This window comes from Streptomyces sp. NPDC031466, assembly GCF_055581265.1.
This window is the reverse complement of record NZ_JBVIJT010000009.1, coordinates 328,704-349,435: the sequence shown is the minus strand read 5'-3', so window position 1 is coordinate 349,435 and position 20,732 is coordinate 328,704. Positions and strand designations below refer to the sequence as shown.

At 70.1% G+C, this 20,732-nt stretch carries 19 protein-coding genes; all 19 read right to left on the bottom strand.

The window, feature by feature from the left end:
• Window positions 1-15 precede the first annotated feature (15 nt).
• Window positions 16-1,605 (bottom strand): F0F1 ATP synthase subunit alpha, encoded by a 1,590-nt coding sequence (gene atpA, locus ACZ5GP_RS24095; RefSeq protein ID WP_358585115.1) that lies wholly within the window; start codon window positions 1,603-1,605, stop codon window positions 16-18.
• A gap of 111 nt (window positions 1,606-1,716) precedes the next feature.
• Window positions 1,717-2,541, bottom strand: a complete 825-nt coding sequence (locus ACZ5GP_RS24090; RefSeq protein ID WP_468752781.1) for a F0F1 ATP synthase subunit delta — start codon at window positions 2,539-2,541, stop codon at window positions 1,717-1,719.
• The gene (locus tag ACZ5GP_RS24085) at window positions 2,538-3,083 is read right to left on the bottom strand and encodes a F0F1 ATP synthase subunit B (RefSeq protein WP_125515121.1); all 546 of its coding nucleotides are present in this window, start codon (window positions 3,081-3,083) and stop codon (window positions 2,538-2,540) included. The genes ACZ5GP_RS24090 and ACZ5GP_RS24085 overlap by 4 nt, the downstream gene beginning before the upstream one ends.
• 41 nt (window positions 3,084-3,124) lie before the next feature.
• Window positions 3,125-3,373, bottom strand: coding sequence for an ATP synthase subunit c family protein (locus ACZ5GP_RS24080; RefSeq protein ID WP_030792134.1), 249 nt, complete (start codon window positions 3,371-3,373; stop codon window positions 3,125-3,127).
• Between the two features lie 72 nt (window positions 3,374-3,445).
• On the bottom strand, window positions 3,446-4,255 hold the full coding sequence (atpB, locus tag ACZ5GP_RS24075) for a F0F1 ATP synthase subunit A (RefSeq protein WP_361079379.1): 810 nt from the start codon (window positions 4,253-4,255) through the stop codon (window positions 3,446-3,448).
• A gap of 222 nt (window positions 4,256-4,477) precedes the next feature.
• Window positions 4,478-4,891: a hypothetical protein gene (locus ACZ5GP_RS24070; RefSeq protein ID WP_358585109.1), complete on the bottom strand. Its 414-nt coding sequence runs from the start codon at window positions 4,889-4,891 to the stop codon at window positions 4,478-4,480.
• Window positions 4,892-5,148: 257 nt separating this feature from the next.
• Window positions 5,149-6,474 (bottom strand): MraY family glycosyltransferase, encoded by a 1,326-nt coding sequence (locus ACZ5GP_RS24065; RefSeq protein WP_468752780.1) that lies wholly within the window; start codon window positions 6,472-6,474, stop codon window positions 5,149-5,151.
• A 130-nt stretch (window positions 6,475-6,604) separates the two neighbouring features.
• A complete protein-coding gene (locus ACZ5GP_RS24060; RefSeq protein WP_468752779.1) occupies window positions 6,605-7,870 on the bottom strand; it encodes a serine hydroxymethyltransferase in 1,266 nt (421 codons plus the stop codon).
• A gap of 79 nt (window positions 7,871-7,949) precedes the next feature.
• Window positions 7,950-8,603: an arsenate reductase/protein-tyrosine-phosphatase family protein gene (locus tag ACZ5GP_RS24055; protein ID WP_125515116.1), complete on the bottom strand. Its 654-nt coding sequence runs from the start codon at window positions 8,601-8,603 to the stop codon at window positions 7,950-7,952.
• Window positions 8,600-9,247, bottom strand: a complete 648-nt coding sequence (locus ACZ5GP_RS24050) for an L-threonylcarbamoyladenylate synthase (protein ID WP_030792118.1) — start codon at window positions 9,245-9,247, stop codon at window positions 8,600-8,602. Before ACZ5GP_RS24050 ends, ACZ5GP_RS24055 begins: the two co-directional genes overlap by 4 nt.
• A 46-nt stretch (window positions 9,248-9,293) precedes the next feature.
• Entirely contained in the window at window positions 9,294-10,139 is an 846-nt protein-coding gene (prmC, locus tag ACZ5GP_RS24045; protein WP_358585103.1) for a peptide chain release factor N(5)-glutamine methyltransferase, read from the bottom strand.
• 38 nt (window positions 10,140-10,177) lie between these two features.
• Window positions 10,178-11,254: a peptide chain release factor 1 gene (gene prfA / locus ACZ5GP_RS24040; RefSeq protein ID WP_468752778.1), complete on the bottom strand. Its 1,077-nt coding sequence runs from the start codon at window positions 11,252-11,254 to the stop codon at window positions 10,178-10,180.
• A 129-nt stretch (window positions 11,255-11,383) separates the two neighbouring features.
• The gene (gene rpmE / locus ACZ5GP_RS24035; protein WP_030792109.1) at window positions 11,384-11,605 is read right to left on the bottom strand and encodes a 50S ribosomal protein L31; all 222 of its coding nucleotides are present in this window, start codon (window positions 11,603-11,605) and stop codon (window positions 11,384-11,386) included.
• Between the two features lie 183 nt (window positions 11,606-11,788).
• The gene (locus ACZ5GP_RS24030; RefSeq protein ID WP_468752777.1) at window positions 11,789-12,901 is read right to left on the bottom strand and encodes an LCP family protein; all 1,113 of its coding nucleotides are present in this window, start codon (window positions 12,899-12,901) and stop codon (window positions 11,789-11,791) included.
• 308 nt (window positions 12,902-13,209) lie between these two features.
• Window positions 13,210-15,279, bottom strand: a complete 2,070-nt coding sequence (rho, locus tag ACZ5GP_RS24025; protein ID WP_468752776.1) for a transcription termination factor Rho — start codon at window positions 15,277-15,279, stop codon at window positions 13,210-13,212.
• A gap of 414 nt (window positions 15,280-15,693) precedes the next feature.
• The gene (gene thrB / locus ACZ5GP_RS24020; RefSeq protein WP_468752775.1) at window positions 15,694-16,611 is read right to left on the bottom strand and encodes a homoserine kinase; all 918 of its coding nucleotides are present in this window, start codon (window positions 16,609-16,611) and stop codon (window positions 15,694-15,696) included.
• A 230-nt stretch (window positions 16,612-16,841) separates the two neighbouring features.
• A complete protein-coding gene (gene thrC, locus ACZ5GP_RS24015; RefSeq protein WP_468752774.1) occupies window positions 16,842-17,900 on the bottom strand; it encodes a threonine synthase in 1,059 nt (352 codons plus the stop codon).
• Window positions 17,901-17,906: 6 nt separating this feature from the next.
• Complete coding sequence (locus tag ACZ5GP_RS24010) at window positions 17,907-19,196, bottom strand: homoserine dehydrogenase (RefSeq protein WP_468752879.1); 1,290 nt, start codon at window positions 19,194-19,196, stop codon at window positions 17,907-17,909.
• A gap of 106 nt (window positions 19,197-19,302) precedes the next feature.
• Window positions 19,303-20,694 (bottom strand): diaminopimelate decarboxylase, encoded by a 1,392-nt coding sequence (gene lysA, locus ACZ5GP_RS24005; protein WP_468752773.1) that lies wholly within the window; start codon window positions 20,692-20,694, stop codon window positions 19,303-19,305.
• Window positions 20,695-20,732 lie beyond the last annotated feature (38 nt).

Here is a 20,732-nt window from a genome sequence, read left to right as displayed (position 1 = left end):
GGTCCCTTCCTTACGTCACTTGGCGGCGGCCGGAGCGTCCTCGCCGAGAAGCTTCCCGTCCGAGGTCTCGAACTGCTTCTTGAATTCCGCGATGGCGTCGCCGAGGGCCTGGAGGGTGTCGTCCGACATCTTGGCGCCCTCCTTGATGGAGGTCATGAGGCCCTGCTCCTTGCGGTGCAGGTACTCCAGGAGCTCCTTCTCGAAGCGGCGGATGTCGCCCACCGGCACGTCGTCCATGCGACCGGTGGTACCGGCCCACACGGACACGACCTGGTCCTCGGTCGCCATCGGCTCGTACTGCGGCTGCTTGAGCAGCTCGACCATGCGCTGGCCGCGCTCCAGCTGCGCCTTCGACGCGGCGTCCAGGTCGGAACCGAAGGCGGCGAACGCCTCCAGCTCACGGAACTGGGCGAGGTCCACGCGCAGTCGGCCGGAGACCTGCCTCATCGCCTTGTGCTGCGCGGAACCACCGACTCGGGAGACGGAGATACCGACGTTCAGCGCGGGGCGCTGACCGGCGTTGAAGAGGTCCGACTCCAGGAAGCACTGGCCGTCGGTGATGGAGATGACGTTGGTCGGGATGAACGCCGACACGTCGTTCGCCTTGGTCTCGACGATCGGCAGACCCGTCATCGAGCCCTTGCCCAGCTCGTCGGAGAGCTTCGCGCAGCGCTCCAGGAGACGCGAGTGCAGGTAGAAGACGTCACCGGGGTAGGCCTCGCGCCCCGGCGGACGGCGCAGCAGCAGGGACACGGCGCGGTAGGCGTCGGCCTGCTTCGAGAGGTCGTCGAAGACGATGAGGACGTGCTTGCCCTCGTACATCCAGTGCTGGCCGATGGCCGAACCGGTGTACGGCGCCAGGTACTTGAAGCCGGCCGGGTCGGACGCCGGGGCGGCGACGATGGTCGTGTACTCCAGCGCGCCGGCCTCTTCGAGGGCACCGCGCACGGAGGCGATGGTGGACCCCTTCTGACCGATGGCGACGTAGATGCAGCGCACCTGCTTGTTCACGTCGCCCGAGCGCCAGTTGTCGCGCTGGTTGATGATCGTGTCGACGGCCAGGGCGGTCTTGCCGGTCTGGCGGTCACCGATGATCAGCTGACGCTGACCACGGCCGATCGGGGTCATCGCGTCGACGGCCTTGTAGCCGGTCTCCATCGGCTCGTGCACCGACTTACGGGCCATGACGCCCGGGGCCTGCAGCTCGAGGGCGCGACGTCCGCTGGTCTCGATCTCGCCGAGACCGTCGATCGGGTTGCCGAGCGGGTCGACGACGCGGCCGAGGTAACCCTCGCCCACGGCGACGGAGAGCACCTCACCGGTGCGCTGCACCGGCTGGCCCTCCTCGATACCGCTGAACTCGCCGAGGACGACGGCACCGATCTCGCGCTCTTCGAGGTTCAGCGCGAGGCCGAGGGTGCCGTCCTCGAACTTCAGCAGTTCGTTCGCCATCGCCGAGGGGAGACCCTCGACCTTGGCGATACCGTCGCCGGCGACGGTGACCGTACCGACCTCCTCGCGCGAGGCCGCGTCCGGCTTGTACGCCTGGACAAAGTTCTCCAGCGCGTCCCGGATCTCCTCCGGCCGGATCGTGAGCTCCGCCATCTGGGTTCCCTGCTCTCCTTGTTGGGCCCGAAGTTTTCTTGGGGGGTCTGGGGTCAGCCCCCAGGAATCCTCTGCACGGCCCAACTAGGGCCGTATTTCGTGCTTGTTGGGTTACTGGCCGGCCACGCGGCGGCCGGCTTCCTCGATGCGGTCCGCGATGCTGCCGTTGATGACCTCGTCGCCCACCTGGACCCTGATCCCGCCGAGGATCTCGGGGTCCACGTCGAGGTTGAGGTGCATCGGACGTCCGTACACCTTGACCAGGGCGGCACCGAGACGCAGCTTCTGCTGGTCCGAGAGCGGAACAGCGGAAGTGACGACGGCGACCATGCGGTTGCGTCGGTCCGCGGCCAGCTTGGAGAGGGACTCGAGCCCCTCTTCCAGGCTACGTCCGCGCGGCGCGGTCACCAGGCGCTCGACGAGCCGCTCCGTCACGTCCTCGGCGCGACCGCCGAGCAGGCTGCGCAGCAGCTCGCTCTTGGCCGTGCCCGTGGCGGCGCGGTCGGTCAGCGCCGCCCGCAGCCCGGTGCTGGAGGAGACGATCCGGCCGAACCGGAACAGCTCGTCCTCGACGTTGTCCAGCGCGCCGGCCTGCTGCGCGCCGGTCAGGTCGGCGAGGTTGGCGAGCTCCTCGAGGGCGTCCACCAGGTCCCGCGACTGCGACCAGCGCGAGCGGACCATGCCGGCCACCAGGTCGGCGGTCTCGCCGCCCACCTGGCCGCTCAGCAGGCGCCCGGCCAGCTCGGCCTTGGCCTCACCGGACTGCGCCGGGTCGGTCAGGACCCGACGCAGCGAGACCTCGCGGCCGAACAGCGCGGTGACCGCGGCCAGCTCGTCCGCGAGCCGCTTCGCGTCGACCGACGTGTTGTCGGTCAGCGCGTCCAGACGCTCGCGCGCGGCGGCCAGTGCCTCGCGGCTGGCTCCGTGCGCTGTCATCGAGCCGCCTCGGCCTTCTCCTCGAGTTCGTCGAGGAAGCGGTCGATGGTACGGCTCTGCCGGGCGTGGTCCTCAAGGGACTCACCGACGAGCTTGCCGGCCAGGGCGGTGGCCAGGTGGCCCACGTCCTGACGCAGCGACTGCGCGGCGGCCTTGCGGTCGGCCTCGATCTGGGCGTGACCGGCGGCGACGATCTCCTCGCGCTGACGCTGGCCCTCGGCCCGCATCTCGGCGATGAGCTGAGCACCCTGCTCCTGCGCCTCCTGGCGCAGGCGCGCGGCCTCGTGCCGGGCCTCGGCGAGCTGAGCCTTGTACTGCTCGAGCACGCTCTGGGCCTCGGTCTGCGCGGCCTCGGCCTTTTCGATGCCGCCTTCGATCGCCTCGCGGCGCTCTTCCAGAACCTTGTTGATGTTCGGGAGGAACTTCTTGGCGAAGAAGCCGAAGACGATGACGAACGCGATGAGGCCGATGACGAGCTCAGGGATCTCCGGAATCAGAGGGTTTTGAGGCTCCTCCGACGCCAGCTGTACCAGAGAGATCACATCAGTGCCTTCCGTTGAAGTTTCTCGTCAACGAGACCGGATCAGGAAGGAACCGGGTAAACGAAGCCCATGACCAGACCGATGAGCGCCAGGGCCTCACAGAGCACGAAGCCGAGGATCTGGTTCTGGCGGATGAGGCCGGCGGCCTCGGGCTGACGGGCGAGGGCCTGCGTACCGTTACCGAAGATGACGCCGACGCCGATGCCGGGGCCGATCGCGGCGAGGCCGTAGCCGATCGCACCGAAGTTGCCCTGGATGTTGACCGCGGCGAGGGTCTCGAGAGCGGACATGCCGTAACTTCCTTCTTTTTACGGGCCGGTGGGGGTTGGCCACCGGATGTATCGGGGGGAGGAAAGGCGTACTCAGTGGTGCTCGGCGAGCGCGCCCTGGATGTAGCTGGACGCCAGCAGGATGAAGACGTAGGCCTGCAGCGCCTGGATGAACAGCTCGAAGATCGTCATCACGATGACCATCACGAACGAGACACTTGCGTAGGCGATGCCGATGCCGTTCAGCAGGTACCAGCTCGCGATGGTGAAGATCACCAGCAGGACGTGACCCGCGAACATGTTGGCGAAGAGCCGCACCGCGTGGGTGAAGGGCCGGATGATCATGTTCGAGAGGAACTCGAAGAACATGACCATCGGGAAGACGGGGCCGAGCGAGCGGTCGTAGCCGGTGATGTTCTTCCAGCCGCCGATGAAGCCGTGCCTCTTGAAGGTCACGCTCACCCAGAGGATGTAGACGATCGCCGCGAGACCCGCCGGAAGGGCGATGACCGACGTCACCGGGAACTGGGCGAGCGGAACGACCGACCAGAGGTTCATGATCCAGATGAAGAAGAACAGCGAGACCATCAGAGGGACGTACTTCTCGCCCTCCTTCTTGCCGAGCGTCTCGTAGACGACGCCGCGGCGCACGAAGTCGTAGCCGATCTCACCGATCATCTGGAGCTTGCCAGGGATCAGCTTTGGCTTATTGAAAGCCGCCCAGAAGAAGCCGATGACGACGACCGAACTCACCAGGGCCAGCAGCATCGGCTTGTTGAACTCAAAGCCGCCGACGGTGAAAATCGGCTCGAAGAGGAAGGAGTGCAGGCCGGGGGTCGGGAAACCGCACCCTTCAAAAATATGGCAATCGGTCTCGAAGGCGAGCGTCTGGGCGTTACTCACCGCGAGCTCCTTCAACGTGGCGCATGGGTACGGCAACCTCGATGTGTCGGCGCGGCCTACGACCGCGGAGCGGCACTGGACTGGACTTGCGGATTTGGGGGCGGCGGCTGGGCTCCGAGCCGTAAGGCTTCACAGGCACGGCCGCCTCCCGCGCCAGCTCTGCCGCAGTTGTGGCGAGACCATAGCAAATGAGCGGAGGCCTTCTTACGCTGCCCCTACAGCTCACGATTGCGGCCGGGCGGATTCCGGCTCCACGTAGAGGACCTTGGCCTTCATATGGGAGCGCACCTGCGCGGCCATCCACACCAAAGTGGCGGCGAGCAGGGTGAACGCGAAGCACTTGTGGTTGAAAGCCGACGTACCGCGCAGCGCGGTGAGAGCGACCATCAGCACCAAAATCTGGACGGTGTAGACCAGCAGACCCATCATCTGGAACAGATGCGGGAAGGAGCGCGCGCCTCGCTGCAGCGCCACAAGGCCACCGCCCATGAACAACAGGACGACCAGTGCGCCGAAGGTGGCACCGAGCGCACCCTTGCCGCCGGCTACGGCGGCGCTGACCGCGATCCCCGCCGCGCCCGCGGCAGCGGTGGGCAGGGCACAGTGCAGGAGTGTGCGGGCGTCGTTGGACTGCATGGCGGCAGCTCCTCCGGCGAAATTTGGGGACGTGGCATTGCGATCGTCGAGCGAAGGCCCTGGCCCGGACACGACGAGGCGCACCTCACCAGGGCGGCCGGTCTCTTCGGGGCCGCCCCAATATATCTCGGGTTCTCGTGAACCGTATCACAAACTATTTGATGCAGTCTTTACCTGAAAGTGTGCCGACCGTCACACGTTCGGTCCACCGCGCGCGTTGCGCGTTGGCCGCGCGCGCGTCGGGGTGGTAGCCGCCGCTAGTCGCGCTCGTGCGACCGTACACGAGGCCGCGCGGAGAGCGCCGTGCTGCCGTGTGGGCGCCCGGCGCCGCTCAGCTCGGGCACCGGGGCGGCGGCCGCTGCGGGGGGCTCCTCGGTGCCCTCCGGGGCCGGCTCGGCCGTGGCCCGCTCCTGCCTGCGGCGGCGGTAGCGCGGCGGCACGAACGCCTCCGCCCAGCGCGGGGTGCGCGGCGTGAACCGCGGCAGCAGGAGCAGCACGAGGCCCAGCGCGCTCAACGCGACGATGACGAACAGGATCCACACGCTGGTGGAGTGCACCGAGTACGCGACGGTGCCGAAGGCGATGAGCGCCGACCAGAAGTACATGATCAGCACCGCACGGCTGTGCGAGTGGCCGATCTCCAGGAGCCGGTGGTGCAGGTGCCCGCGGTCGGCGGCGAACGGCGACTTGCCGTTCCAGGTGCGGCGCACGATCGCGAGGACCAGGTCGGCGAAGGGGATCGCGATGATCGTGAGCGGCATCAGGAGCGGGATGAAGACCGGCAGCATCGCGTGCGTGGCGTCACGGTCGCCGCCGAAGTTCAGCTTGAGGGTGGCCGGGTCGACCTGTCCCGTCACGGAGATGGCGCCCGCCGCCAGGATCAGGCCGATGAGCATCGAGCCCGAGTCGCCCATGAAGATGCGGGCGGGGTGCATGTTGTGCGGCAGGAAGCCCAGGCACATGCCCATGAGGATGGCGGCGAAGAGCGTCGCGGGGGCGGCGGCCTCGATGCCGTAGCCGTACCAGATGCGGTAGGCGTACATGAAGGACGCGGCGGAGGCGATGCAGACCATGCCGGCCGCGAGGCCGTCGAGGCCGTCCACGAAGTTGACGGCGTTGATGGTGATGACCACGAGCGCGACCGTGAGCAGCGTGCCCTGGCCGGAGGTCAGGGAGACCGGGCCGACGCCGGGGATGGGGATCCACAGGATCGTCAGGCCCTGCATCACCATGACGCCCGCGGCGATCATCTGGCCGCCGAGCTTGATCAGCGCGTCGATCTCGAACTTGTCGTCGAGGACGCCGATCAGCCAGATGAGCGCCGCCCCGGAGAGCAGCGCGCGCGGTTCGTTGGAGTTCTCGAAGACCGCGTTGAGGTTCGGCAGGTGGTCGGCGACCAGCAGGCCCGCGCACAGGCCGAAGAACATCGCGATCCCGCCGAGCCGGGGCGTGGGCTCCCGGTGCACGTCACGAGCGCGGATCTCCGGCATCGCGCCGGCCACGATCGCGAACTTCCGCACCGGCCCGGTCAGCAGATAGGTCACCGCGGCCGTGATGCAGAGCGTCAGCAGGTATTCACGCACGGGCTTCCCCACAGGTATCGCTGGCCATCTCAGCCCCACACCCTAGCTTTGCGCGCATACGGTTGGGGACTTACGGGTAGCGACGATGGTTGCACGAGTACGCGCCCGTCTCTGACGCGGCCACCCCGTCCTATCCCGGATACGGCGGAAATCCGGCCGCCAGTTCGCGCACCTCTCGCCGTACGTCCGCGCCCTCGTGGACCGCGTCGGCCAGCAGGCCGGCGATCCGCTCCATCTCGGGGCCGGTCATCCCCTGGGTCGTGACGGCCGCCGTGCCCAGGCGCAGCCCGCGGGCGTCGCCGCGCGCCAGGGCGCAGGTGTCCAGGACGATCCCGGCGGCCGCGAGCCTGCCGCGGGCGGTGTGCGCGTCCACTCCGAGGGGTGCGGGGTCGATCAGGAGGAGGTGGGTGTCGGTGCCGCCGGTGGCGACCGCGAACCCGGCGGCGGCCAGGCCCTCGGCCAGCGTGCGCGCGTTGGCGACCACCTGATGGGCGTACGACCTGAAGGCCGGCGTCGACGCCTCGCCGAACGCGACGGCCTTGGCCGCGATCGTGTGCATCTGGGCGCCTCCCTGCGTGAACGGGAAGACGGCCCGGTCGATCCTGTGCGCCAGGTCCGCCCCGCAGAGCAGGAGGCCGCCCCTGGGGCCGCGCAGGACCTTGTGGGTGGTGGCGCAGACGACGTCGGCGTGCGGCACCGGGCTCGGCGCCGCTCCCCCGGCCACCAGGCCCAGGGGGTGGGCCGCGTCGGCGATGAGGTAGGCGCCCACGTCGTCGGCGATCTCGCGGAAGGCCGCGTAGTCGATGTGCCGGGGGGAGGAGATCGATCCGCAGACGATCGCCTTCGGGCGGTGCGCGCGGGCCAGGGCGTGCACCTGGTCGTGGTCGATGAGGCCGCTGTCGGCGTCGACGCCGTAGCCGACGAAGTCGAACCAGCGTCCGGAGAAGTTCGCGGGCGAGCCGTGCGTGAGGTGCCCGCCGTACGGCAGGCCCATGGCGAGGACGGTGTCGCCGGGCCGCAGCAGCGCGGCGTAGGCGGCGAGGACGGCGGAGGAGCCGGAGTGCGCCTGCACGTTGGCGTGTTCGGCGCCGAAGAGGGTCTTGGCGCGCTCCACGGCGAGCCGCTCGGCGACGTCCACGAGTTCGCAGCCGCCGTGGTGGCGGGCGCCGGGGTAGCCCTCGGCGTACTTGTTGGCGAGCGGGGAGCCGAGGGCGGTCAGGACGGCCGGTGAGGTGAAATTCTCGGCGGCGACCAGCTGGAGCCCGGCGGACTGCCGGGCGGCCTCGGCGGCGAGGACCTCGGCCAGCTCGGGGTCCTGCCGGCGCAGCGCGTCGAGGTCGGTGTACGACGCCGGGTGGGCGACGGGTGCGGCGTTGCTGACCGTGCTGAGCGACATCGTGGGCTCCGGGGCCTGGCGGGGGGGGGACCTCAGAACCAATGTAGGCCGCCGCCCGGGGGCGGGCACCCCGGTCCGGCTACATGTGTGCGGGCACCCCGGTCAGCGCCGTCACCACGGGGTCGAGCGCCTGGTTGATCTCGTCGCCCACGGACCGGAAGAACGGCAGCGGGGCGCCGTAGGGGTCGTACACCTCGTCGGCCTCGACGTTCGGCGCCAGCAGCCAGCCGCGCAGGGCGGCGGCGGCCCGCACCAGGGCGCGGGCGCGCTCCACCACGCCGTTGCCGTCGGGCTCGGGCAGGGTCGTCGGGTCTATGGCCCGCACCAGGCGCGTGAACTCCTTGAGCGTGAACGTACGCAGGCCCGCCGAGTGGCCCATGGAGATGACCTGGGCCCGGTGGTCGCGGGTGGCGGTCAGGACCAGGTCGGCGCGGATGACGTGGTCGTCGAGGAGTTCGCGTCCCATGAAGCCACTGGCGTCCGCGCCGAAGTCGGCGAGGACCGTCTCGGCGTTGGTCTCCATGGGGGCGCCCTCGTGGCCCCAGGTGCCCGCGCTCTCCACGATCAGGCCGCCGGTGAGCGGGTCGCCGAGGCGGTCGGCCAGGGCATGCCGGGTCAGCCGCTCGGTGATCGGCGAGCGGCACACGTTGCCGGTGCTGACGTGGAGGATGCGGAAGGTGCCCGCAGAGCCCGGGAAGCCCGTTATGCCACGCCCCGTCTCAGGGGCTGTCAATTCGCCACCTCGAGGTCGGGGACCACCTTGCGCAGTTCGTCCGCGTCGAGGGCGCCCGCACGGAGCAGGACCGGCACCCGGCCCGTGACGTCGACGATCGAGGAGGGGACGATGCCGGGCGTCGGGCCGCCGTCCAGGTACACGGAGACGGAGTCGCCGAGCATGTCCTGGGCGGCGTCGCAGTCCTCGGGGGCGGGGTGCCCGGTGAGGTTGGCGGAGGAGACGGCCATCGGGCCGACCTCGGTGAGCAGTTCGATGGCGACGGGGTGCAGCGGCATGCGGATGGCGACCGTGCCGCGGGTGTCGCCGAGGTCCCACTGGAGGGAGGGCTGCTGCTTGGCGACCAGGGTCAGGGCGCCGGGCCAGAAGGCGTCGACCAGCTCCCAGGCCATCTCGGAGAAGTCGGTGACCAGGCCGTGCAGGGTGTTCGGGGAGCCGATGAGGACGGGCGTCGGCATGTTGCGGCCGCGGCCCTTGGCATCGAGCAGGTCGGCGCACGCCTCGGGGCTGAAGGCGTCGGCGCCGATGCCGTAGACGGTGTCGGTGGGCAGGACGACCAGCTCGCCCCGGCGGACGGCGGAGGCGGCCTCGCGCAGACCGGTCGAGCGGTCGGTCGCGTCGTTGGTGTCGTATCGCCGTGCCATCAGCGGGCCTCCTCGTACACGTACTGCTGCCTTGGGGTATCGGTCATCACGGCGTCGCCTTGCGGGCTGTCGCGAAGCGCGGCCGGTTGTTGAGGTCGGGGTGGTCGGCCGCGTCGGCCCAGCCCCGCTCCTCGGTGAAGATCCAGGGGACCTGGCCGCCCTGGGTGTCGGCGTGCTCGACGACGACGACCCCGCCCGGGCGCAGCAGCCGGTGGGCGGTGCGCTCGATGCCGCGGATCAGGTCCAGGCCGTCCTCGCCGGAGAACAGGGCGAGGTCGGGGTCGTAGTCGCGGGCCTCCGGGGCGACGTACTCCCATTCGGTGAGGGGGATGTACGGCGGGTTGGAGACCACCAGGTCGACCTGGCCGTCCAGCTCGGGGAACGCGTCCCGGGCGTCACCCTGGACGAGCTTGACCCGGGAGCCCTCGACGTTCTTGCGGGTCCACTTCAGGGCGTCCTCGGACAGCTCCACGGCGTGCACGCGTGAGCGCGGCACCTCCTGGGCGAGGGCCAGCGCGATGGCGCCGGAGCCGGTGCACAGGTCGACGATGAGCGGCTCGACGACGTCCATCGCGCGCACCGCGTCTATGGCCCAGCCGACGACCGACTCGGTCTCGGGGCGGGGCACGAAGACGCCGGGGCCGACCTGGAGCTCCAGGTAGCGGAAGTAGGCGCGGCCGGTGATGTGCTGGAGCGGCTCGCGGGCCTCACGGCGCGCGATGGTCTCCCAGTAGCGGGCGTCGAAGTCGGTGTCCTTGACGGAGTGCAGCTCGCCCCGCTTCACGCCGTGCACGAAGGCCGCGAGCTCCTCCGCGTCGTTGCGCGGCGAGGGCACGCCGGCGACGGCCAGCCGCTGGGTGGCCTGGGCCACTTCCGCGAGCAGCAGGTTCACGCATGTCCTCCGGGGGCGTCGTACGAGGGATGGGGGCGTCAGGCCGCCGCGAGCTTGGCCGCGGAGTCCGCGTCGACACAGGCCTGGATGACCGCGTCCAGCTCGCCGTCGAGCACCTGGTCCAAGTTGTACGCCTTGAAGCCGACGCGGTGGTCCGAGATCCGGTTTTCCGGGTAGTTGTACGTCCGGATCTTCTCGGAGCGGTCGACGGTGCGGACCTGGCTGCGGCGGGCGTCGGCGGCCTTGCTCTCGGCCTCCTCCTGGGCGGCGGCCAGCAGCCTGGAGCGCAGGATGCGCATCGCCTGCTCCTTGTTCTGGAGCTGGCTCTTCTCGTTCTGGCAGGAGGCGACGACGCCGGTCGGCAGGTGGGTGATGCGCACCGCGGAGTCGGTCGTGTTCACGGACTGGCCGCCGGGGCCCGAGGAGCGGTAGACGTCGATGCGCAGGTCGTTGGCGTGGATCTCGACGTCGATCTCCTCAGCCTCGGGCGTCACCAGGACGCCGGCGGCGGAGGTGTGGATGCGACCCTGCGACTCGGTGGAGGGCACGCGCTGCACGCGGTGCACGCCGCCCTCGTACTTCAGCCGGGCCCACACGCCCTGGCCGGGCTCGGTGGCACCCTGGCCGCCCTTGGTCTTCACGGCGACCTGGACGTCCTTGTAGCCGCCCAGCTCGGACTCGGTGGAGTCGATGATCTCGGTCTTCCAGCCGACGCGCTCGGCGTAGCGCAGATACATGCGCAGCAGGTCACCGGCGAACAGGGCGGACTCGTCGCCGCCCGCGCCCGCCTTGATCTCCAGGATGACGTCCTTGTCGTCGGACGGGTCCCGGGGCACGAGCAGCAGCCGCAGCTTCTCGGTGATCTCATCGCGCCGGCGCTCCAGGTCCTTGACCTCGGCGGCGAACTCGGGGTCGTCGGCGCCCAGCTCGCGGGCGGTCTCGATGTCGTCCCCGGTCTGCTTCCAGGCGCGGTACGTCGTGACGATCGGGGTCAGCTCGGCGTAGCGCTTGTTGAGCTTGCGCGCGTTGGCCTGGTCGGCGTGGACCGACGGGTCGGCGAGCTTCTTCTCGAGATCGGCGTGTTCGCCGATCAGTTCCTCGACCGCCTCGAACATCGGGGGCTCCTGGTTTTCTGCGCGAGGGTGCTCCGCGCGGGTTTCTACGCGAATTGGCTGCGGGACGGCAAAAGCGCCGGTCCCGGCCACCCCCTCCCGAGGGCGGCCGATGACCGGCGCAGTGGCTCGCTACTTCTTGGCAGCCGCGGCCTTGCCGAAGCGGGCCTCGAAGCGGGCCACGCGGCCACCGGTGTCGAGGATCTTCTGCTTGCCCGTGTAGAACGGGTGGCACTCGGAGCAGACCTCGGCGCGGACGGTGCCGCTGGAGATCGTGCTGCGGGTGGTGAACTCGGCGCCACAGGTGCAGCTGACCTGGGTCTCGACGTACTCGGGGTGGATGTCGCGCTTCAAGGTGTCTCCTAGTTTCGGGAGGGCGCCGGGTCGTACGGGCGGATTGCTCGTACGTGAACCGGGGCCGACGTACCAGTCTGCCAGGACCGGCCGTATCTCCCAAAACGAGGGGAGGCCGGGATCTATTCCGGGGCCGGTTTCGGGGCGGGCGGGCCGCCTGTCCGCCGGTCCTGTCCGCCGGTCCTAGCCGCTGCTCACCACGGAGCCCACGGCTCCCTTGTCGCCCGCGGACTTGTCGGTGGCGGACTTCGGGATGGGCTTGTCGGCCCGGAGGGCGTCCCAGACCTCCTGGTCGGCCTCTTCGAGGGGCAGGACGCGGTTGGGGTCGGCGGGGTCGTACTGGATGGGCATCGTGACCATCTTCATGTCGCCCGCGCCGATGCCCTTGAGGCCGTTCGCGAAGCCCGCGAGGCTCTTGACGTCGTTCAGGTCGGAGTCCGTGGTGACGGCGCTGGTCGCGTCGTCGGCGAGGTCGAAGAGCTTCTTCGGGCTGCTGAACACCCCGACCTCCTTGACCTGGTCGAGCAGGGCCTTGATGAACGCCTGCTGGAGCTGGATGCGGCCGAGGTCACTGCCGTCGCCCACGCCGTGGCGGGTGCGGACCAGGCCGAGCGCCTGCTCGCCGTTCAGGGTGTGCGTGCCCGCGTCCAGGTCGAGGTGGCTGTCCTTGTCGTGGATCGCCTTCTTGGTGGTGATGTCGACGCCGCCGAGGGTGTCGATGAGCTTCTTGAAGCCCGTGAAGTCCACTTCGAGGTAGTGGTCCATCCTGATGCCGGACATCTTCTCGACGGTCTTGACGGCGCAGGCGGGGCCGCCGACCTCGTACGCCGTGTTGAACATCTGCCGCTGCCCGCCGGGGTCCGTGCGGCCGTCCTCGCTCGCGCACTCGGGCCGGGATATCAGGGTGTCGCGGGGTATGGAGACCACGCTGGCCTTCTGGTGGCCCTTGTAGACGTGCACGATCATCGCGGTGTCGGAGCGGGCCGCGCCCTCGTCCTTGCCGTATTTGGCGTTCTTGCCGGAGCGGGAGTCGGAGCCGAGGACGAGGATGTCCTGGGAGCCGTTGTCGATGTCCGGGGGACGGTTGGTGCCGAGGGCGGCGTTGATGTCGACGCCCTTGATGTTGCCGTTGAGCTTGAAGTACAGGAAGCCGGCGCCCGCGCCGCCGAGGACGACCACCGAGGCCGCGGCCCACGCCGTGCCGACGAGCACCTTCTTGCGCTTGTCGCGCGGCTTGCGGCGGCGGCCGCGCTTGCCCCGCTTCCGCGCGGCGGCGGCCCTGCTCTCGTCGGTCATGCGCCCCTCAGTCCTCGTCGGCCGGTACCCCCTGATTTCAGGGTCAAGCGTGGTTTTCCGTCACTTGTCAGACGGGAAATCCGAAAGAAGGGTTGCACGGCGCCCTGTGTGCGCCCCGGGTCGCGATCGCTACGGACCGTATGTACCGCCTGGCCCTTTTCCGCTTCTCACCTGCGCTTTCACGCCTCATGGCGCCACCGCCCGAGGCCGTGAGGATTTCTTATGCGTGTGGCCAACGTCTCGCGTGCGGCAAAAGGGCCGCCCCGTCACTGGTGTGACGGGGCGGCCCTTTCGTGTGCCGGTGACGACTAGTCGTTGCCGTTGCCCGGCGTCGGGGTCGTCTTCTGGATCTGCAGCAGGAACTCGCCGTTCGACTTCGTCTGCTTCATCTTGTCCAGCAGCAGCTCGATGGCCTGCTGCTGGTCGAGCGCGTGCAGCACGCGGCGCAGCTTCCAGGTGACGGCGAGCTCGTCGCTGCCGAGCAGGATCTCTTCCTTGCGGGTGCCGGACGCGTCCACGTCCACCGCCGGGAAGATGCGCTTGTCGGCGAGCTTGCGGTCGAGCTTCAGCTCGGCGTTGCCGGTGCCCTTGAACTCCTCGAAGATGACCTCGTCCATGCGGGACCCGGTGTCGACGAGCGCGGTCGCGAGGATGGTCAGCGAGCCGCCGTCCTCGATGTTGCGCGCGGCACCGAAGAAGCGCTTCGGCGGGTACAGGGCCGTCGAGTCGACACCACCGGACAGGATGCGGCCGGAGGCCGGCGCCGCGAGGTTGTAGGCACGGCCCAGACGCGTGATCGAGTCGAGCAGTACGACGACGTCGTGACCCAGCTCCACCAGGCGCTTGGCGCGCTCGATGGCCAGCTCGGCGACCGTGGTGTGGTCCTCGGCGGGACGGTCGAAGGTCGAGGAGATGACCTCGCCCTTCACCGACCGCTGCATGTCGGTGACCTCTTCCGGACGCTCGTCGACCAGGACGACCATCAGGTGGCACTCGGGGTTGTTGACCGTGATCGCGTTGGCGATCGCCTGCATGATCATGGTCTTGCCGGTCTTCGGCGGGGCCACGATCAGACCGCGCTGCCCCTTACCGATGGGCGCGACGAGGTCGATGATGCGGGTGGTGAGCACGCCCGGGTCGGTCTCCAGGCGGAGCCGGTCCTGCGGGTAAAGGGGCGTCAGCTTGCTGAACTCCGGTCGCCCGCGCCCGGATTCGGCCGCCATGCCGTTCGCCGAGTCGAGGCGCACGAGGGCGTTGAACTTCTCGCGGCGCTCGCCGTCCTTGGGCTGGCGGACCGCGCCGGTGACGTGGTCGCCCTTGCGCAGGCCGTTCTTGCGGACCTGGGCCAGCGAGACGTACACGTCGTTGGGGCCGGGGAGGTAGCCCGACGTACGGATGAACGCGTAGTTGTCGAGGATGTCCAGGATGCCCGCGACGGGGATCAGGACGTCGTCCTCGGAGACCTGCGGCTCGTTGCCGAAGCCCTGCTCGTCGCGGCCGCGACGGCCACGGCGGTCCCGGTAGCGACCGCGGCGGCCGCGGCGGCCACCCTCGAAGTCGTCCCCGTCCTCGTCGGCCCGCGGGCCGTTGTCCCGCTGGCGGTCCTGGCGGTCCGGACGGCCGCCGCCCTGCTGCTGGCGGTCCTGCCGGTCCTGCCGGTCCTGGCGGCCGCCGCCCTGCTGGCCGCCGCCCTGCTGGTCGTCGCCCTTGTTGCCGCGGCGGTCGCGGTCACGGCCGCGGCCCTGGCGGTCCCGGCGCTCGCGGCGGCTCTCGGCGTCACCGGAGGCCTCACCGCCCTTGTCGCCGCCCTTGGGCTCGGACGCGTCGACCTTGGCCTCGGCCTTCGGCTCGCTCTTGGCCTCGGCGGTGACGGTCTCCGGGCTGCCCGCGTCGGCGGTGGCCCGGCGCCGGCGGCGCTCGCCGGCCGGCTGGTCGTCCGCGCCGCGCTCGGCCGGCTGGCCGGGGATCTCGATCTGCTGCGGGGCGGGGGCCTTCTCGGCCTTAGGGCTCTCGGCCTTGTCGGCGGCGGCCGCCTTGCCGGTGCTCGCCGCATCCTCACCCGTACGGGCCTTGGAGGTGGCCCGGCGCTTGGGCTTGGTCTCGGCGGTGTCGCCGGCGGGCGCGGCGCTCTTCGCCGGGGCTCCGCCCCCTGCCTGCGCCTCCTTGATGACCTCGATCAGCTGGCTCTTGCGCATGCGCCCGGTTCCCTTGATCCCAAGGCCCGAGGCGACCTGCTGCAGTTCCGCCAGCACCATGCCCTCGAGGCCGGTGCCGCGGCGCCGCCGGGACCCGGCCGAAGCACCGGTGGCAGGCGCCGCGGAGGCGTCCGTGGCGGGCGTGTCGGCAGTCACGCCCATCAGATCGGTGGTGTCGCTCACGAAGGGTCCTTCCCTGGAGCGGACGTCGGCCTGTCTGGCTCGGCGACCGGTTGTGCTGTCCGGCGGTCCTATGCGTATGGACCGTGCCGGGGCGGTGGTCCGCCAACGAGGCGGAAGAATTCATTGGTGATGGCGATTGCGATGCCGTGCCACTGATGTGCGGTGTCACTCGGCTCGGTCACGCCGGTTCCGGAGCGTGCTCAGGACCGCTCAGTGCGGGGCACGAAGCAGTTTGGGAGGCTCCCGGAAGAATGGTTGTCCCGGACGGGGACACAAAGCACCTCGCCATGGTGAGGTCGGGTGCAGACTTGAGATTAACACTACCGGATCCAACAAACATTCCCCCTCTCGAAATCGGGTCGCCCCGAATTCCCTGCGTTCGCTGCGGTCACCGCGGTCACTGTGCGCACCGCGTCAGGACGCGAGCGGCAGCACGCTCGCTCCCTTGGCGTCGAGTGCCAGGCGATTGGCCGCCCAGCCCTCTCCCGCCAGGCGTGCGACCTTGTCGGCCGCACTGTCTTCGGCCAGCGCGAGGACCGTGGGGCCCGCGCCGGAGATCACCGCGGGCACGCCGTCGGCGCGCAGCCGCTCCACCAGGGCGGCGCTCTCCGGCATGGCCGGCGCGCGGTACTCCTGGTGCAGGCGGTCCTCGGTGGCGGGCAGCAGCAGCTCGGGGCGCCTGGTCAGGGCCTCGACGAGCAGGGCCGCCCGGCCCGCGTTGGCGGCCGCGTCGACGTGCGGGACGCTGCGCGGGAGCAGGCCGCGCGCCGTCTCGGTGAGGACGGGCTTGCCGGGGACGAAAACCACCGGAACGATGGAAGCGGACGGTTCCATCCTGATCGCCCGTGCGGCTCCCGCGTCCATCCAGGAGAGGGTGAAACCGCCGAGCAGACAAGCGGCGACGTTGTCGGGGTGGCCCTCGATCTCGGTGGCGAGCTCGAGGAGCGCCACGTCGTCGAGCCTGGCCTCGCCGCCTATCGTCACGGCGCGGGCGGCGACGATGCCCGCGCAGATGGCGGCGGACGAGGAGCCGAGGCCGCGGCCGTGCGGGATGCGGTTGGCGCACACGATCTCCAGGCCGCGCGGCTGTCCGCCGAGCAGGTCGAAGGCGGTGCGCAGGGAGCGTACGAGCAGATGCGACTCGTCGCGCGGCAGGGTGTCGCCGCCCTCCCCGGCGATGTCGATGTTCAGGCCGGAGTCGGCCACCCGGACGACCACGTCGTCGTACAGACCCAGCGCCAGGCCCAGGGCGTCGAAGCCCGGACCGAGGTTGGCGCTGGTGGCGGGGACGCGCACCCGGACGGCGGCGGCGCGGAACGCTGGACCGGCCATCGCTCGATGACTCTCCTTGAGCTGCGTGTTTTTGAGGCTGCGTAGTTTCGTACGTGCCACATGTACGGAAGACCCGAAGGCCGCGCACTACGGCGGCACCGCGGCATATGCGGCGGGGCGGGTTCGGTACAGCCTATCGAAGGAAGGTTCTGTGGCGACATAGGGCGCACAGGAGGCGCACGATGCGTGTCGTAAGCCCCCTGTGCCACCCCTCGTGTGGGCCCGCGGGGTTACGCCAGGCCGAGGCGCTCGGCGGCGGTGGCCGCGTCGACCGGGACCGTGACCGGCTGCGGGGCGCCCGCGACGGCCCAGTCGGGGTCCTTGAGGCCGTTGCCCGTGACCGTGCAGACGATTTTCTGGCCCGGGTCGACCTTGCCCTGCTCGGCGGCCTTCAGCAGACCGGCGACCGAGGCGGCCGACGCGGGCTCCACGAAGACGCCCTCCTGGGACGCCAACAGCTTGTAGGCGCGCAGGATCTCACGGTCCGTCACCTCGTCGATGAAACCGCCCGACTCCTCGCGCGCGTCGAGTGCGTACTGCCACGACGCGGGGTTGCCGATGCGAATCGCGGTGGCGATCGTCGAGGGGTCCTTGACGATCTCGCCGCGCACGATGGGCGCCGATCCGGAGGCCTGGAAGCCCCACATACGGGGGGTACGGGTCGACATCGAGTCGGCGGCGTACTCCTTGTAGCCCTTCCAGTAGGCCGTGATGTTTCCGGCGTTGCCGACGGGAAGGACATGGATGTCGGGGGCGTCGCCGAGGGCGTCCACGATCTCGAACGAGGCGGTCTTCTGGCCCTCGATGCGGAACGGGTTGACGGAATTGACCAGCGCCACCGGGTAGTTCTCGGACAGGGCGCGCGCGAGGTTGAGGCAGTCGTCGAAGTTGCCGTCGACCTGGAGGATCTTCGAGCCGTAGACGAGCGCCTGGCCCATCTTGCCGAGCGCGATCTTGCCCTGCGGCACGAGGACCGCGCAGACCATGCCGGCGCGTACGGCGTAGGCCGCGGCGGACGCCGACGTGTTGCCGGTGGAGGCGCAGATGACGGCCTTCGCGCCCTCCTCCTTGGCCTTGGTGATCGCCATGGTCATGCCGCGGTCCTTGAAGGACCCGGTGGGGTTGGCGCCCTCGACCTTGAGGTGGACCTCGCAGCCGGTGCGCTCGGAGAGCACCTGCGCGGGCACGAGCGGCGTGCCGCCCTCGCCGAGCGTCACGACCGGCGTGGTGTCGGAGACCGGAAGACGGTCCCGGTACTCCTCGATGATTCCGCGCCACTGGTGGGTCATTGCTGCTTACTCCCCTTCAACCCGCATGATGCTGGCGACACCACGCACGGTGTCGAGATTGCGCAGCGCCTCGACGGTGCCGGTGAGGGCGGCGTCGGGCGCGCGGTGGGTGACGACGACGAGGGAGGCCTCGCCGTCCTTGCCCGTCTGACGGACCGTATCGATCGATACGCCGTGCTCGGCGAAGACCGTCGCGACCTGGGCGAGGACGCCCGGCTTGTCGGCCACGTCGAGGCTGATGTGATAGCGCGTGACGACCTCGCCCATGGAGCCCACGGGCAGCTGGGTGTACGCGGAGTCGCCGGGTCCGGTGGATTCGGCGAGCTTGTTGCGGCAGACGGCCACCAGGTCGCCGAGGACGGCGGACGCGGTGGGCGAGCCACCCGCGCCGGGCCCGTAGAACATCAGCTGCCCCGCGGCCTCCGCCTCGACGAAGACGGCGTTGTACGCCTCGCGGACCGACGCCAGCGGGTGGCTGAGCGGGATCATCGCGGGGTGCACGCGCGCGGTGACGGACCCGCCGTCGGCGGCCCGCTCGCAGATGGCGAGCAGTTTGATGGTGCAGCCCATGCGCTTCGCGGACGCGAAGTCGGCGGCGGTCACCTCGGTCATGCCCTCGCGGTACACGTCGTCGAGGCGTACGCGCGTGTGGAAGGCGATGCCGGCGAGGATCGCGGCCTTGGCGGCGGCGTCGAAGGCCTCGACGTCGGCGGTGGGGTCGGCCTCCGCGTAGCCGAGCGCGGTGGCCTCGTCCAGGGCCTCCTGGTATCCGGCGCCGGTGGTGTCCATGGCGTCGAGGATGAAGTTGGTGGTGCCGTTCACGATGCCGAGGACGCGGTTGACCTTGTCGCCGGCGAGGGACTCGCGCAGCGGCCGGATCAGCGGGATGGCGCCGGCGACGGCGGCCTCGTAGTAGAGGTCCCGCCCGTGGTCGACGGCGGCGGCGTGCAGCGCGGCGCCGTCCTGCGCGATGAGCGCCTTGTTCGCGGAGACGACGGAGGCGCCGTGCTCGAACGCCGTGGTGATGAGGGTCCTCGCCGGCTCGATGCCGCCGATGACCTCCACGATCACGTCGATGTCGCCGCGCTTGACGAGGGCGGTCGCGTCGGTGGTGATGAGTGAGGGATCGATTCCCTCGCGCACCTTCGACGGACGGCGGACGGCGACCCCGGCGAGCTCCAGGGGGGCGCCGATCCTGGCCGTGAGGTCGTCGGCGTGCGTCGTCATGATGCGCGCCACCTCTGAGCCGACAACACCACAGCCCAGCAGCGCCACCTTCAGCGGACGCGTACGCATCATCCGACCTCACTTCTCATACATCTACGGTGGGACCAGTCTCACCCACCGGAACGGACTTTCTGTCCAATGTCCGGATCCTGAGACATCTATTTCATCTTTTTCGTCATCCGACGTCGAGCCGCAGGAGATCTTCCTCCGTCTCGCGCCGCACGATCACCCGCGCCGCACCGCTGTCGACGGCGACGACGGGCGGGCGCAGGGCGTGGTTGTAGTTGCTCGCCATCGAGCGGCAGTACGCGCCGGTCGCGGGCACGGCGATCAGATCACCGGGCGCGAGGTCGGCGGGCAGGAAGGCGTCGCGTACGACGATGTCACCGCTCTCGCAGTGCTTGCCGACGACGCGCACCAGCATGGGCTCGGCGTCGGAGGAGCGGGAGACGAGGGCGACGGTGTACTCGGCGTCGTAGAGCGCGGTACGGATGTTGTCCGACATCCCGCCGTCCACGGAGACGTAGGTGCGCAGCCCTTCGAGGGGCTTGACGGTGCCGACCTCGTAGAGGGTGAAGGCGGTCGGGCCGACGATGGCGCGCCCGGGCTCGACGGAGATGCGGGGGGTGCGCAGCCCGGCGGCCGCGCACTCACGCGTGACGATCTCGCCCAGCGCCCTGGCGATCTCGTGCGGCTCGCGCGGGTCGTCCTCGGAGGTGTACGCGATGCCGAGGCCGCCGCCGAGGTCGATCTCCGGGAGCTCCACGCCGTGCTCGTCGCGCACCTCGGCGAGCAGCTGCACCACGCGCCGGGCGGAGACCTCGAAGCCGGCCATGTCGAAGATCTGCGACCCGATGTGCGAGTGGATCCCGATCAGCTCGATGCCGTCGAGCCTGAGGGCGCGCCGCACGGCCTCCGCGGCCTGCCCGCCGGCCAGGGCGATGCCGAACTTCTGGTCCTCGTGCGCGGTGGCGATGAACTCGTGGGTGTGCGCCTCGACGCCCACGGTCACGCGGATCTGCACGCGCTGGCGGCGGCCGAGCCGCTCGGCGATGTGCGAGACGCGCACGATCTCCTGGAAGGAGTCGAGCACGATGCGCCCGACGCCGACCTCGACCGCGCGGTGGATCTCTTCCTCGGTCTTGTTGTTTCCGTGAAAGGCGATGCGCTCGGCGGGCATGCCGGCGGCGAGGGCGGTGGCCAGCTCGCCGCCGCTGCACACGTCGAGGTTGAGCCCCTCCTCGTGCAGCCACCGCACGACGGCCCGGGACAGGAAGGCCTTGCCGGCGTAGAACACGTCGGCGTCGGTGCCGAAGGCCTCGCGCCAGGCCCGGCAGCGGGCGCGGAAGTCGGCCTCGTCGAGGAAGTACGCCGGGGTGCCGAACTCCTCGGCGAGCCGGGTCACGGCGATGCCGCCCACACTGACGACGCCCTCGGCGGTCCGGGTGACGGTGCGGGACCAGACCTTGGCGTCCAGGGCGTTCAGGTCGGTCGGCGGCGCGGTGTAGTGGCCCTCGGGCAGGACGTCGCCGTGGCGGGGGCCTGCGGGGTGTGCGGAACGGCTCATGGCTCGCTTGTCTCGTCTCTCACGGGTGGCACGCGGGA